The sequence below is a fragment of the Actinomadura darangshiensis genome, assembly GCF_004349235.1.
Lineage (GTDB): Bacteria > Actinomycetota > Actinomycetes > Streptosporangiales > Streptosporangiaceae > Spirillospora > Spirillospora darangshiensis.
Genome location: NZ_SMKY01000253.1, coordinates 1 through 12853 on the forward strand (window position 1 = coordinate 1; position 12853 = coordinate 12853).

Annotated in this window: 13 protein-coding genes; 7 read left to right on the plus strand and 6 right to left on the minus strand. The window is 70.5% G+C overall.

Annotated elements, in window-relative coordinates; translation table 11 throughout:
• Both E1293_RS35965 and E1293_RS35970 read right to left on the minus strand, forming a co-directional pair.
• Positions 1 to 211, minus strand: a 211-nt coding sequence (locus E1293_RS35965; protein ID WP_132202737.1) for a type II toxin -antitoxin system TacA 1-like antitoxin, incomplete at its 3' end; no start/stop codon positions are given.
• Positions 212 to 306: 95 nt separating this feature from the next.
• Positions 307 to 768: an Lrp/AsnC family transcriptional regulator gene (locus tag E1293_RS35970; RefSeq protein WP_132202739.1), complete on the minus strand. Its 462-nt coding sequence runs from the start codon at positions 766 to 768 to the stop codon at positions 307 to 309.
• Between the two features lie 165 nt (positions 769 to 933).
• On the opposite strand from E1293_RS35970, the gene E1293_RS35975 reads away from it, so the two are divergent.
• The 6 genes from E1293_RS35975 to E1293_RS36000 are packed head-to-tail and all read left to right on the plus strand — an operon-like array spanning position 934 to position 7901.
• Positions 934 to 2367, plus strand: a complete 1434-nt coding sequence (locus E1293_RS35975) for a gamma-aminobutyraldehyde dehydrogenase (RefSeq protein ID WP_132202741.1) — start codon at positions 934 to 936, stop codon at positions 2365 to 2367.
• Between the two features lie 37 nt (positions 2368 to 2404).
• The gene (locus E1293_RS35980) at positions 2405 to 3556 is read left to right on the plus strand and encodes an ABC transporter ATP-binding protein (protein ID WP_132202743.1); all 1152 of its coding nucleotides are present in this window, start codon (positions 2405 to 2407) and stop codon (positions 3554 to 3556) included.
• Entirely contained in the window at positions 3553 to 4788 is a 1236-nt protein-coding gene (locus tag E1293_RS35985; RefSeq protein WP_243717050.1) for a polyamine ABC transporter substrate-binding protein, read from the plus strand. The genes E1293_RS35980 and E1293_RS35985 overlap by 4 nt, the downstream gene beginning before the upstream one ends.
• Entirely contained in the window at positions 4788 to 5651 is an 864-nt protein-coding gene (locus E1293_RS35990) for an ABC transporter permease (RefSeq protein ID WP_132202745.1), read from the plus strand. Before E1293_RS35985 ends, E1293_RS35990 begins: the two co-directional genes overlap by 1 nt.
• Positions 5648 to 6472, plus strand: a complete 825-nt coding sequence (locus E1293_RS35995; protein WP_132202747.1) for an ABC transporter permease — start codon at positions 5648 to 5650, stop codon at positions 6470 to 6472. The genes E1293_RS35990 and E1293_RS35995 overlap by 4 nt, the downstream gene beginning before the upstream one ends.
• Positions 6473 to 6491: 19 nt before the next feature.
• On the plus strand, positions 6492 to 7901 hold the full coding sequence (locus E1293_RS36000) for an NAD(P)/FAD-dependent oxidoreductase (RefSeq protein ID WP_132202749.1): 1410 nt from the start codon (positions 6492 to 6494) through the stop codon (positions 7899 to 7901).
• Positions 7902 to 7941: 40 nt separating this feature from the next.
• On the opposite strand, the gene E1293_RS36005 is transcribed toward E1293_RS36000, so the two are convergent.
• Positions 7942 to 8463, minus strand: a complete 522-nt coding sequence (locus E1293_RS36005; protein WP_243717052.1) for a PH domain-containing protein — start codon at positions 8461 to 8463, stop codon at positions 7942 to 7944.
• Between the two features lie 135 nt (positions 8464 to 8598).
• Here E1293_RS36005 and E1293_RS36010 point away from each other — a divergent pair, with 135 nt between their 5' ends.
• Positions 8599 to 9237: a hypothetical protein gene (locus E1293_RS36010; protein ID WP_132202751.1), complete on the plus strand. Its 639-nt coding sequence runs from the start codon at positions 8599 to 8601 to the stop codon at positions 9235 to 9237.
• On the opposite strand, the gene E1293_RS36015 is transcribed toward E1293_RS36010, so the two are convergent.
• From E1293_RS36015 to E1293_RS36025, 3 genes are all read right to left on the minus strand, one after another.
• Entirely contained in the window at positions 9198 to 10385 is a 1188-nt protein-coding gene (locus E1293_RS36015) for a hypothetical protein (protein ID WP_132202753.1), read from the minus strand. The two genes, E1293_RS36010 and E1293_RS36015, sit on opposite strands and share 40 nt — an antisense overlap.
• A gap of 180 nt (positions 10386 to 10565) precedes the next feature.
• Positions 10566 to 11393, minus strand: coding sequence for a glutamate ABC transporter substrate-binding protein (locus E1293_RS36020; protein ID WP_243717054.1), 828 nt, complete (start codon positions 11391 to 11393; stop codon positions 10566 to 10568).
• 11 nt (positions 11394 to 11404) lie between these two features.
• Positions 11405 to 12853 (minus strand): hypothetical protein (locus E1293_RS36025; protein WP_341770233.1); only part of this gene is annotated, 1449 nt, incomplete at its 5' end.

The following is a 12853-nucleotide window of genomic DNA, read 5'->3' on the forward strand; positions in this document are numbered from 1 at the left end:
GGTCGGGGGCCGTCGCCCGCTGGGCGGCGGCGTGCTCGTACAGGTCTCGTTCGGCCCGGTCCAGGGCCGCGGACAGGACGTAGTCGGTGACCGTCCAGCCGATCAGCTCGGCGGCCTTGCGGATCACGAGGAGCTGGTCCGCGGAGGTCCGGAGGGTGAGGTGATCGTCGGCGCGGGCGGCGGGAAGGTCCTGGCGAACCGACTCGGGCATGGCCGGTCTCCTTCCTTGCGGCATCTAAAAGTACGCCGCGAGGTGTTGCCAGGACATCCCCATTGAGAACGAGAATCGTCGGGTGTCCGGTGGAGTCAGCGGGTTCCCCAGGAGTAGGTCTGTTTGCGCAATTTGAGGTACACGAAACTCTCGGTGGAGACGACGCCCGTTACGGCGCGGATCCGGCCGAGAAGCTCCAGCAGGCGTTCGTCGTCCTCGCAGACGAGCTCCAGGAGGATGTCGAACGAACCCGCGGTGATCACGACATAGTCGATCTCCGGCAGGCCGGCCAGTTCGTCGGCGATCTTCTCCAGGTCGCCCTCGCACTTGACTCCGATCATCATCTGCCGGGAGAAACCGAGCATCAGCGGGTCGGTGACGCCGACGATCTGCATGACGCCGGTGTCCAGGAGCTTCTGGACGCGCTGGCGGACGGCCGCCTCGGAGAGGCCGACGGCCTTGCCGATGGCGGCGTAGGAGCGGCGGCCGTCCTGCTGGAGCTGTTCGATGATCTGCTTGGCGGTCTCGTCCAGCTGGACGTGGGCGGCGCGTGCCATCGGAAGTCTCCTAGCTGCGGCATCGAGAGTGTGAGGCGTCTGGGTCAAGCGAATTAGTCGTGAAACTGGATCGTAACAACGGAATCACTTGTGTTGGACTGAATCCTCTGTAAGGGTCGGGCCAACAGGACACAACGGGCGACGGTGCCCAGGAGGGACCTGAGAATGAGCGGCGAGCGGCTGCGCAACTTTATCGGCGGCGAGTACGTCGACGCCAAGGACGGGCGGAGCCTGGAGGTGGTCGACCCCAGTACGGGCGAGACGTACGCCGAGGCGCCCGTGTCCGGCGCCGGGGACGTCGACGCGGCGTTCCGTGCGGCGGCCGAGGCGTTCCCCGCCTGGCGCGACGCCACGCCAGGGGAGCGGAGCCTGGCGATGCTCCGGTTCGCGGACGCGGTCGAGAGACGGGCCGGGGAGCTCGTCGAGGTCGAGAGCCGGGACACCGGCAAGCCGCTGCAGCTGACCTTGGACGAGGAAATGCCCGCCATGGTGGACAACCTCCGGTTCTTCGCCGGGGCGTCCCGGGTGCTGGAGGGACGGGCGTCCGGCGAGTACATGGCGGACCACACGTCCTCGGTCCGGCGCGAGCCGGTCGGCGTGTGCGCGCAGGTCACGCCGTGGAACTACCCGATGATGATGGCGGTCTGGAAGATCGGGCCGGCGCTGTCGACGGGCAACACCGTGGTGCTCAAGCCGTCCGAGACGACCCCGGCCAGCACGCTGATGCTGGCGGAGATCGCGGCCGAGTTCCTGCCGCCGGGCGTCTTCAACGTGATCTGCGGCGACCGCGACACCGGGCGCGCCCTGGTGGAGCACCCGACGCCGCAGATGGTGTCCATCACCGGCAGCGTGCGGGCCGGCATGGAGGTCGCGGCGGCGGCGGCGAAGGACCTCAAGCGGGTGCATCTGGAGCTCGGCGGCAAGGCGCCGGTGATCGTGTTCGACGACGCCGACGTCGAGGCGGCGGCGGCCGGCATCGCCGAGGCCGGGTACTTCAACGCCGGCCAGGACTGCACCGCCGCGACGAGGGTCCTGGTCGCCGACCGGCTGCACGACGCGTTCACCGAGGCGCTGACCGAGGCCGCCAAGGGCACCGCCGTCGGGCCGCCCAGCGACACCGGCGCCTTCTACGGGCCGGTCAACAACGCGAACCAGCTGGAGCGGGTCCAGGGCTTCATCGAGCGGGCGCCCAGCCACGCGAAGGTCCTCACCGGCGGCGAGCGGGTCGGCGACAGCGGGTACTTCTTCGCGCCGACCGTCGTCGGCGGCCTCAGGCAGGACGACGAGCTGGTGCAGAAGGAGGTGTTCGGCCCGGTCATCACCGTCCAGGGCTTCTCGGACGAGCGGCAGGCCGTCGAGTGGGCCAACGGTGTCGACTACGGCCTCGCCGCCAGCGTGTGGACGCAGAACCACGGCCGCGCCATGCGCATGAGCAAGGCCCTGGACTTCGGCGCCGTCTGGGTCAACACCCATATCCCGCTGGTGTCGGAGATGCCGCACGGCGGCTTCAAGCACTCCGGCTACGGCAAGGACATGTCGATGTACGGAGTCGAGGACTACACCCGCGTCAAGCACGTCATGCACTACATCGGCGGCTGACGGCCGCCGAACGGAGCCCGTGGAGGACGTCCCGCCCATGACCGAGACCCAGCCCGCCCCGGCGCGCGACGACCCCGGCCGCGCAGTTCCCGCCATCGAGCTCGCGGGCGTGGAGAAGGCGTACCACGCCTATGGCGAGACCGTGGCCGCGGTCCGCGGCGTCGACCTGGCGATCGCGCAGGGGGAGTTCTTCTCGCTGCTCGGCCCGTCCGGCTGCGGGAAGACGACGACCATGCGCGTGGTCGCCGGCTTCGAGGAGCCGACGGCGGGCCGGGTCCACCTGCATGGGCAGGACGTCACGGGTGTGCCCCCCAACCGGCGCGACGTGAACATGGTGTTCCAGTCGTACGCGCTGTTCCCGCACATGAACGTCTTCGAGAACGTCGCGTTCGGCCTGCGCCGGCGCGGCGTCCCGAAGGCCGAGATCGCGAAGCGGGCGGGGGAGATGCTGGACATCGTCGACTTGGCGGGACGGGAGCGGCGCCGTCCCGCCGAGTTGTCCGGCGGCCAGCAGCAGCGGGTCGCGCTGGCCCGCGCGCTGGTGAACCGGCCGCGGGCCCTGCTGCTGGACGAGCCGCTGGGCGCGCTCGACCTGAAGCTGCGCCAGGCCATGCAGGTGGAGCTGAAGCGGATCCAGCGCGAGGTCGGCATCACGTTCGTGTACGTGACGCACGACCAGGGCGAGGCGCTGACGATGTCGGACCGCATCGCCGTCATGAACGACGGGCTGATCGAGCAGCTCGGGACGCCGCGGGAGATCTACGAGCATCCGGCGACGCGGTTCGTGGCCGGGTTCATCGGGACGTCCAACCTGCTCGGCGGCGAGGTCGCCGAGGCGGGGGGCGGCAGCGCGGTGCTCCTGCACGGCCCGGACGGCCGGATCGAGGTCCCGGTCCGGGACGGCGTCAGGGTCGCGGCGGGGGAGCGGCTGGAGCTGACCGTCCGCCCGGAGAAGATCGGCATCGGGCTCGACAAGCCGGGGGACGACGTGTGCGGTGTCCGGGGCACCGTGACCGAGGTCGTGTACCTCGGGACGTCGACGAACTACAACATCACCACGTCCGCGGGGGCCGACGTCGTCGTGTTCCTGCAGAACGCCACGTCCGCCGACGACATCGCCGTCCGCGGCGACGATGTGTGGCTGTCGTGGGACCCGCGCCACTCGTACGCCATAGGAGCCCCCCAGTGAGCCGAATAGACCCCGCATTCCTGCGCGGACTCACGCAGCCGCGCTCCGCCCTGGCCCGCCGTGACGCCCTGCGGCTGATGGGCGCGGCGGGCGCCGGTCTCGCCCTGTCGGCCTGCGGTGTGAAGGGGCAGGGCGGCAAGGAGAAGGTCAGCCGGGACGACGTCCGGAAGTACTGGTCGGGCAAGGTCAAGAACAACAGGCTGAGCTGGGCGAACTGGCCCGGCTACATGCAGGACGACCGGGAGACCGTCAAGGCGTTCGAGAAGGAGACGGGCATCAAGGTGACCTACAAGGAGGTCATCCAGGAGATGGGCCCGTGGTTCGGCAAGATCCAGGCGCCGCTGGCGGCCGGCCAGTCCATCGGCTTCGACCTGATGATCATGACGAACGGGATCCAGCTGGAGCAGTGCCGCCAGCTCGGCTACCTGGCCCCGCTCGACCTGTCGAGGCTGAAGAACTTCCAGGCCAACGCCGGGCAGCCGTTCAAGAACCCGTCCTACGACCCCGGCAACGCCTTCACGATTCCCTACGAGTCGGGTGTCACCGGCATCGCATACAACACCAAGTACGTGAAGGAGGAGATCACCAGCATCGCCCAGCTGTTCGACGCCAAGTACAAGGGCAAGGTCGGCATGATGGGCGACTCGCAGGAACTCGGGAACTTCGGGATGTTCCTGCTCGGCATCGACCCGGAGAAGTCCACGCCGGCCGACTGGGAGAAGGCCGCCGCCAAGCTCCGCGAGCAGCGCGACAAGGGCATCGTCCGCAAGTACTACACCCAGGACTACGTCGACGCCGTCAGCAAGGGCGACGTGTGGATGACGATGGCGTGGTCCGGCGACGTCTACAGCCTGACCAGCCCGGACGTGAAGTTCGTGGTGCCGAAGGAGGGCGGCACCATCTGGACCGACAACATGTGCATCCCGAAGACCGCGGAGAACCCGGTCGACGCGCTGACGCTCATGGACTGGCTGTACGTACCGCAGAACAACGCCCCGCTGACCGAGTTCATCAACTACATGCCGCCGATCCCGTCCACCCAGCAGATCATCGCGGGGGAGGCGGCCAAGGCCACCGGCGGCGACAAGAAGGACCTGGAGCGGCTGAGCACCAGCCCGCTGATCTTCCCGTCGGAGAGCGACCTCGCCCGGCTGAAGCACTACCGGCGGCTCACCCAGGCCGAGGAGGCCGAGTACCAGAAGATCTTCGAGCCGATCTCCAAGGGGTCGTGATGACGGGGGTGCGGGGACGGCTCGCGCCGTACCTGATGATCCTGCCGAGCGGGCTGTGGCTGGCGGCGTTCTTCCTCGTCCCGATGGTGCTGATGGTGTCGCTGTCACTGCAGACGGGGAACCTCATCGACGGGTTCCGGCAGACGCTCCACTGGCAGAACTACACCGACGGCCTGAGCACCTACGGCGACAAGTTCGTGAGGTCGCTCTGGTACGGGCTGGTCGCGACGGTCGCGTGCATCGTGATCGCCTACCCGGCCGCGTACTGGATCGCGTTCCGCGGCGGGCGCAGCAAGTCGACGTACCTGTTCCTGCTGCTGCTCCCGTACTTCGTCTCGTTCATCCTGCGGACGGTGTCGTGGAAGCTCGTCCTCACCGACAACGGGCCGATCCTCGGGCCGCTGCGCGACCACGGGATCCTGCCGGACGGCTTCCACGTCCTCGACACCGGCGTGGCGGTGGTGTCCGGGCTCACCTACAACTTCCTGCCGTTCATGGTGCTGCCGATCTACGTGGCGCTGGAGCGCATCGACCCGCGCGTCGTCGAGGCCGCCTACGACCTGTACGCGAGCCGCCTGCAGGCGTTCCTGCGGGTCATCCTGCCGCTGTCGCTGCCCGGCGTGTTCGCCGGCGTGATCATGACGTTCGTGCCGGTGTCGTCGGACTACGTCAACGCCGAGGTCCTCGGCGGCCCGCAGAACACCATGATCGGCAACATCATCCAGACGGAGTACTTCAACAACAGCGCCTACCCGACGGCGTCCGCGCTGTCGTTCGCGCTGATGGCGATCCTGCTCGTCGGCATCTTCGCCTACGCGCGCACTCTCGGCACGCAGGACGTCCTGGAGGCGGCGAGACGATGACGACGACGCTCACCAAGGCGCCGCAGCGGCGGCGCGCCCCGCGCAGGCGCCGGATCTCCGGCCTGCACGCCTACACCCTCGTGCTGATCGCGTGGCTGATCCTGCCGATCGCGATCATGATCCTGTTCGGCTTCAACGACACCCACAGCAAGCAGAACTTCCGGTGGGAGGGCTTCACGCTCAAGTGGTACGTCCACCTGTTCGACAAGGGCGACCTCACCACCGCCGTCGTCAACTCGCTGACGATCGCGCTGCTCAGCACCGCCATCACCACCGTCATCGGGACGTTCGCGGGCCTCGCGCTCGGCCGCTACCGGTTCCGCGGCAAGGGCTCGACGAACCTCGTGCTGTTCATGGCGATCTCCTGCCCGGAGATCGTGATGGGCGCGTCGCTGCTGTCCATGTTCGTGACGTTCAACCTGCCGCGCGGCTACCTGACGATCCTCGTCGCGCACGTGATGTTCTCGATCGCGTTCGTCGCCGTGACGGTCCGGGCCCGCGTCGTCGGCCTCGACCCGGCGGTGGAGGAGGCGGCGCAGGACCTCGGCGCCGGCCCGTGGGCCCGGTTCCGGCTCGTCACGCTGCCGATGATCATGCCGGGCGTGGTGGCGGGGGCGCTGCTGGCGTTCGTGCTGTCCATCGACGACTTCGTCATCACCAACTTCACCAGCGGCGCCACCGTCACGTTCCCGCTGTGGATCTACGGCTCCACCAGGACGGGCACGCCGCCGCAGGTCAACGTGATGGGGACGCTCATCTTCGCGGTCGGCGTGCTGATCGCGGTCGTGTCGGCCCGGCGCAGCGTCCGCGCGGCCCGCTGACGCGGCACAGGGGACGAACGTGAACGTGCAGAGGGCACTCGCCGACGCCGGCCCGGAGCCGTTCTGGCTCCAGGACCCGTCCCGTCCCGCCGCCGGCCCCGCGCTGGCCGGCGCGCTGACGTGCGACCTCGCCGTCGTCGGCGGCGGGTACAGCGGCCTGTGGACGGCGCTGCTCGCCAAGGAACGCGACCCGTCCCTGGACGTGGTCGTCCTGGAGGCCGGACGGATCGGCGCCGCCGCGTCCGGACGCAACGGCGGGTTCTGCTCCGCAAGCATCACCCACGGGCTGGAGAACGGGCTCGCACGCTGGCCGGACGACATGCACACGCTCGAAGGGCTCGGCTGGGACAACCTCCGCGCCATCAGCGACACGCTGACCCGGTACGGCATCGACGCCGGATGGGAGCCGACCGGGGAGATGACCGTCGCCACCGAGGAGTGGCAGGTGGCCGCGCTCGAACAGGAGGCGGAGAAGGCGTACGAGCACGGCTGGGAACCGATCATGCTCGGCCCGGACGCCGTCCGCGCCGAGGTCGACTCGCCCACGTACCTGGCCGGCCTCTGGGACCGCGACGCGGTCGCGATGGTGCACCCGGCCAAGCTCGCCTGGGGACTGGCGGACGCGTGCCGCTCCCTCGGCGTCCGCGTCTACGAGCACACCCGCGTCACCGGAATGCGCCCGGACGGCCGCCGGCTGAGGCTGGCGGGCGCGCACGGAACCGTCACCGCGAGGCGCGTCGCGCTCGGTACGGGGGCGTACCCACCGATCCTGCGGCGCCTCCGCAACTTCGTCGTCCCCGTGTACGACTACACCCTCGTCACCGAACCGCTCACCGCCGCGCAGCGCGCCTCGGTCGGCTGGCGGCACCGCCAGGGCCTCGGCGACAGCGCCAACCAGTTCCACTACTACCGGCTCACCGCCGACGACCGGATCCTGTGGGGCGGCTACGACGCCGTCTACCACTTCGGCAACGGGATGCGCCCCGGCCTGGAACGCCGCCCCGCGACGTACGCGACGCTCGCCCGGCACTTCTTCGAGACGTTCCCGCAGCTCGAAGACGTCCGCTTCAGCAACGCCTGGGGCGGCGTCATCGACACGTGCAGCCGCTTCTGCGCCTTCTACGGGACGGCCTACGACGGCAGGCTCGCGTACGCGGCGGGCTACACCGGCCTCGGCGTCGGCGCCACCCGCTTCGGTGCCGACGTCATGCTCGACCTGCTGCACGTCGGCCTGCCGCCCGGCGAGGAGACCGAGCGGACGAGTCTGCGGATGGTGCGCTCCAAGCCCGTCCCGTTCCCGCCGGAGCCGCTCCGGTACGGCGTGATCGAGCTGACCCGCCGCGAGATCGCCCGCGCCGACCGCAACGCCGGGCGGCGCGGCCTCTGGCTCCGCACCCTCGACCGCATGGGCCTCGGCTTCGACTCGTGAGCGGGCGTGCCCCGCGAGGAGGCGCCCCCCCGAACCGCCCTTAGTCGGGGGACTCGTCGATCGTGCCGAAGATGACGGACGAGATCTCGTGGTAGAGCTGCTCCGGGTACGGCATGAAGTTGACGCTCTGGAGCCACTTCTTCTGGCCGGCCGACTCCGTCCGGAACTCCCCGTAGCCGAGCATCCGGCCGGTGATGGAGCGGTTCAGCGTGATGTCGGTGACCTTGGCCAGCGGCATCATCACGACGTGCCGGTTGAGCACCCCGTTGATCACCATCATCCGGTGCTCGGTGACCAGGAAGAACTCCACCGACCAGGCGATGACCTTCCACACCAGGTAGGCGATGGTGATCAGCCACAGCCACCAGATCCAGACCATGCCGGCGACCGCGCTCGCCGCGGCGCAGGCGACGAGGCCGAGGACGACGGCCGTGACCGGTGCCAGCAGGACGGCGGGGTGCCGGCGCACCGCGATGACGCGGCCCTCGTAGGACATGAGGTACTTGTCGACGGTCCGCGTCGAGTTGTCGTCGCGGTGCACCATCATGTCCTGCAGATTCACGGCGCCGTCCTCGTCATGATCCGGTCGGTCCCACCGTAGCCGACGGGGCACCGGCGCTGCAGAGCCCGCACGGTAAGGGCTCTGACCCCCGCGAACCCTTGCCGGACGAAGATCGGCCGTCCGATGATGGTCTCCATGGACGGTGACGCCGAGAAGCCGCGGGGGGCCATGGGACCGCGCGGCGAGTTCGCTCCCGACGTGACCGGACGGCCCATCTGGCGGCTGCTGCTGCGGGGCCTCGGCGTGTACCTGCCCGGCTGGGAGATGCCCGCCGGCGCGCTGCGCGTCCGGGACGGGACGCCGCCGGACGGATTCGGCCCGCCCGCCTACCTGGACGGCGACGCCGGGTTCGGCGTCCAGATCCCGGACCGGCGCCGGGGCCTGGAACCCGACCGGGAGATCTACGTCCGCGGCCGGGAGAACCCGAGCTTCGGCATCGTCGTCGCGGGCCCGTCGGCGGCGATCGGCAGCCGCGTCGTCGACGCCGGCGTGCTGATGAGGTTCGCGCGCCGGCTGACGTTCGAGGAGCTCTTCGACACCGGCGACCCCGACTCCGTCCCGTACGCGGTCCGCGGGGCGCGGGCGGTGGAGAACGTGGTGTTCCTCGACCGCGCCGCCGGGATCGGGCTCTGCGCCGAGGTCGACCCGCAGACGCGCGTGCTGAGCTGCCCGCTGTACGTGCGCCTAGGGAACCCGGCGGAGCGGACCGTGCGCACGTACGGGGCGCCCCGCGCTCACGGCGCGGCGGCCCAGGCGGTCAGGTCCCACAGCTGATGGGAGGGCAGCCGCCGCAGCCGGACGGTCGCGGCGGACGGGTCCCAGAACACCTCGTCGCTCTCCAGCTCCAGCGACTGGGCGGCCGTCAGCACCGCGCACAGCAGTTCGTCCCGCGTCCGGACGGCCATCAGCGGGCCGATCTGCGCGACGGCGCCCGAGCACTCCGACAGCGTCCGCAGGAGGGCCTTGAGCGCCGCCTCGTCCTCGGGCGGGCGCACCGGCTCGACCCCTGAGGGGACGCCCGGCTCCACCCGTGCGAGACCGCTCCTGGCATTGCCGCCGTTGGACGGCAGGTCGGCGCCCGCCGAGATGAGCAGCGCGCTGAACACCCCGGCCAGGTCCTCGGAGGCGTGCCCGCCGAGGAAGTAGCGGTGGCGCTCCGGGGAGCCGGGCACCGGGCCGTCCGTCCCCTCGCCGGTGCGGAACCGGACGTTCAGCCGGCTCGCCCGCACGCACCGCTCGTACATCTCGCCGAGGATCTCCTCCAGCTGGTCGTCGCGCGTCCACAGCCGTCCCGTCGCGGTGACGGCGTCGCCGTGGGCGCGGGGGCGGCCGGTGAGCGCGGCCGTGACGGTGTCGTCCAGCTCGCCCTCGGTGAACTGCAGGAGCTCGGCGACGACGTCCTCGACGTCCTCCAGGGTGCGGGTGAGGGCGCGCTGCAGCTCCAGGATCTCCGTGCCGCCGCGCTCCAGGTCGGCCAGCCGGCCGAGGGCGGCGTCGACCTTGCCCTCGACGGCCCCGCCGCCCGTCCGGGTGGCGGCCCGCACCGACGTCTCGACCTCGCCGAGCTTGCGGCGCAGCGCGGCGAGCGTGATGCGCTGCTGCTCCAGCTCGTGCAGCCGGCTCGCCTGCGTCCGCAGGTAGTCGTCCGCCTGGTGGACGAGCCCCGCCAGCTCCTCGACCTGCCCGGTGTTCTGCCGGAGCCGGGTGTCGAGCGCGGGCAGCACGTCCTGCTTGACCCGCGACAGCTCGGCGGTGAGCTGCTCGCCGACGGTGACCAGCACGTTGTTCTGCTTGGTGACCTGGTCGTTCAGTTCGTCGATCCGGCGGGTGAAGGCATTGGCCTGGTCCCGGCTCTGCTTGCCCGCGTAGAGTTCGAGCGCCCCCACCACGACGCACATCACCACCAGGATGACCGTCGTCATTGCACTCCTCGGGCGTGAAGGTGATTATGTTACCGGACCGGGTTTTGTCCGCGACCATAACTTACGATCGTGCGCGCCGACCGGAACTTACGCAACCGACTGATCTCCGTGACCGGCCGGTCTCACCTGCCCTTCCAACGCCATTCTGTAGTGCGTTCCATGCGTTCGGTGACGAAAATGTCAGACGCAGCCCTCGAATTGCGGGACGGTGGTGGCCACCTTCAGCCCGGCGGGGCGGAACCATTTGCCCAGCAGCCGCTGCGCCGCGCCGTCCTGGTACATCTCGGTGATCGCCTTGTTGACCGCCTCGCAGCCCTCGACGTCGCCCTTCCTGATGCCGACGCCGTACGGCTCGTCGGTGAACGGCGCGTTGACGATCGTGAGCCTGCGGCCGCTCCCGGACGCCTTCGCCGCCAGGCCCGCGAGGATCAGGTCGTCGGTCGAGACCGCGTCCAGCGCCCCGTCCGTCAGGTCGGTGAGGCAGCCGGCGTACCCGTCGGCCTCGACGGGGAGCGCGGCGACGCCCTGCTCGTCGTGGACGCGCGGGAACGACACCGACCCCGGCACCTCGCAGAGCCGCCGGCCTTTCAGATCGTCGATGCCGCGAATCTTCCCGGCATCGGACTGGCGGACGAGAATGTCCTGGTGGGCGACGTAGTACGGGCCCGCGAACGCCACCTTCACCTTGCGCTCGGGCGTGACCGAGTAGCTGGCCACCACGAGGTCGACGTCGCCGTCCTGGATCATTTTCTCGCGCGTCGCCGACGTCACCTTCTTGAACGTGACATCGGCGCGGGCCACGCCGAGCCGCACGGCGATTTCCGTGGCGATGTCGACGTCGAACCCCTGGTAGGAACCGTCGCCCCGCCGTTCGCCGAGTCCCGGCTGGTCGGCGTTGACGCCGATGACCAGCGCGTCCTTTCCGGTGACCGAGTTCTCCCCGGCGTCGGCGATTCCGCACGCCGTTCCCGTGCCGAATACCGCCGCCGCCGCGAGGAGGGCCGCCATGCGCCGCATCGTCACTTCGACCACCGGTACTCGGCCAGGCGCGGGCGCGCACCGAGCAGCACCAGCGCGGCGATGGCGACGCCCGCGATCGGCAGGACGGCGTACCAGCCGCCCGTCCCGCCGTCCCCGTCCTTGACGGCCTCGTCGAACGCCTTCCCGTGGATGCCGCTCAGCCCCTGCAGGGAGCGGTCGTACTCGGTGAAGTCGGCGGCGGCCGCGCCGCGCGCCGCGACGGCCTGGTCGCGCCGGTCGCCGTTGACGAGGTCGCGCATCCGGCGGTCGTTCGCCTGGACCTTCTGGTAGCCGGCCAGCACCTTGTCCATGACGCCGGCGAGCTGAGCGGTCTGCTCGCCCGCGTCCGCCGGCCGGTTGGCCTCGGTGCCGAGGAAGCCGAGGAACGGCGCGCGCCCCGGCTCGAACGACAGGTCCTTCTGGACGGCCGCGTTGTACTGGGTCAGGTTGCCCGCCTTCAGGTACAGGACGGTCTGGGACTTGCTCAGGTAGACCTGCTCATAGGCGTCGGCGCGCCCCGGATCGAGCAGGAACCGCGTCTCGTCCGCGTTGGCGCTGTTGCTGATGGCGCGCGTCCGCGACAGCGCCAGGATCGAGTCGAACCCCTCCTCCTTGGCCTGCCGCAGATGGTCGGCCTGGCCGGACAGCATGAGCGCGCCCGCTCCCGACAGGGCGAGCGTGCCGAGCGTCGCGAGCGCGAGCGGCACGTTCAGCAGCCGCCGGAAACGCCTCGCCAGGAAGATCTGGAAGCCGGCGAGGACGGCCAGCAGCGCCAGGCCCCCGACGAGGATGCCCGTGCGGCCGAGGAGGACCGCCGACCGCTTCTCCTCGTAGGTGTGCCGGACGAGGGTGCCGTTGTCGAGCGTCAGGTTGTACGCCTTCGGCAGCAGGTCCAGCTTCATCAGGTCGGTGGCCTGCCGGTACAGGTCGATGACCGGCTGCGCCGGCGGGCCGGACGCGTGCGGGGACTGCTCGTCCAGCAGGAGCGCCTGCCCGGCGAGGCGCTCGTACCGGGCGAGGGCGTCCAGCAGGTCCCGGGCCGTGTTGTTCTCGGTCGTCTCGTCGGCGAGCTTCGCGGCCTTCAGCAGCGCGTCGCCGGCCTTCTGCCGGTTCTGATCGTAGCGGGCGAGGGCCTGGCCGCGCCCGCCGCCCGCCGCGTTCCCGATCAGCAGCGCGTTGGCGAGCTGCGCGTCCATGTCGGTGAGCTGGAAGTACAGGTCGCCGGTCGCGACGACCTGCGGGCCCGCGTCGTGGCCGATGACGCGCACGCCCTCGCGGGCGTTCGAGATCGCCGCCCAGGTGATGCCGAGCAGCACCAGCAGCAGGACGAGCACCAGCGCGGTCAGCGTCCGGACGCGGGCCGCGACCGTGCGGGGCAGCAGCCGCGCGACGCCGCCCGGCGGTGTGTCGGAGCCGCGCCGGAGCCGTCCGGCGGGGCCGGGCCGGGC

Bases quoted from the DNA above. Each gene is read 5' to 3' on its own strand.
- E1293_RS35970 (WP_132202739.1), bottom strand. From the start codon at position 768: ATGGCACGCGCCGCCCACGTCCAGCTGGACGAGACCGCCAAGCAGATC.
- E1293_RS35975 (WP_132202741.1), top strand. From the start codon at position 934: ATGAGCGGCGAGCGGCTGCGCAACTTTATCGGCGGCGAGTACGTCGAC.
- E1293_RS35980 (WP_132202743.1), top strand. From the start codon at position 2,405: ATGACCGAGACCCAGCCCGCCCCGGCGCGCGACGACCCCGGCCGCGCA.
- E1293_RS35990 (WP_132202745.1), top strand. From the start codon at position 4,788: ATGACGGGGGTGCGGGGACGGCTCGCGCCGTACCTGATGATCCTGCCG.
- E1293_RS35995 (WP_132202747.1), top strand. From the start codon at position 5,648: ATGACGACGACGCTCACCAAGGCGCCGCAGCGGCGGCGCGCCCCGCGC.
- E1293_RS36010 (WP_132202751.1), top strand. From the start codon at position 8,599: ATGGACGGTGACGCCGAGAAGCCGCGGGGGGCCATGGGACCGCGCGGC.
- E1293_RS36015 (WP_132202753.1), bottom strand. From the start codon at position 10,385: ATGACGACGGTCATCCTGGTGGTGATGTGCGTCGTGGTGGGGGCGCTC.
- E1293_RS36020 (WP_243717054.1), bottom strand. From the start codon at position 11,393: ATGGCGGCCCTCCTCGCGGCGGCGGCGGTATTCGGCACGGGAACGGCG.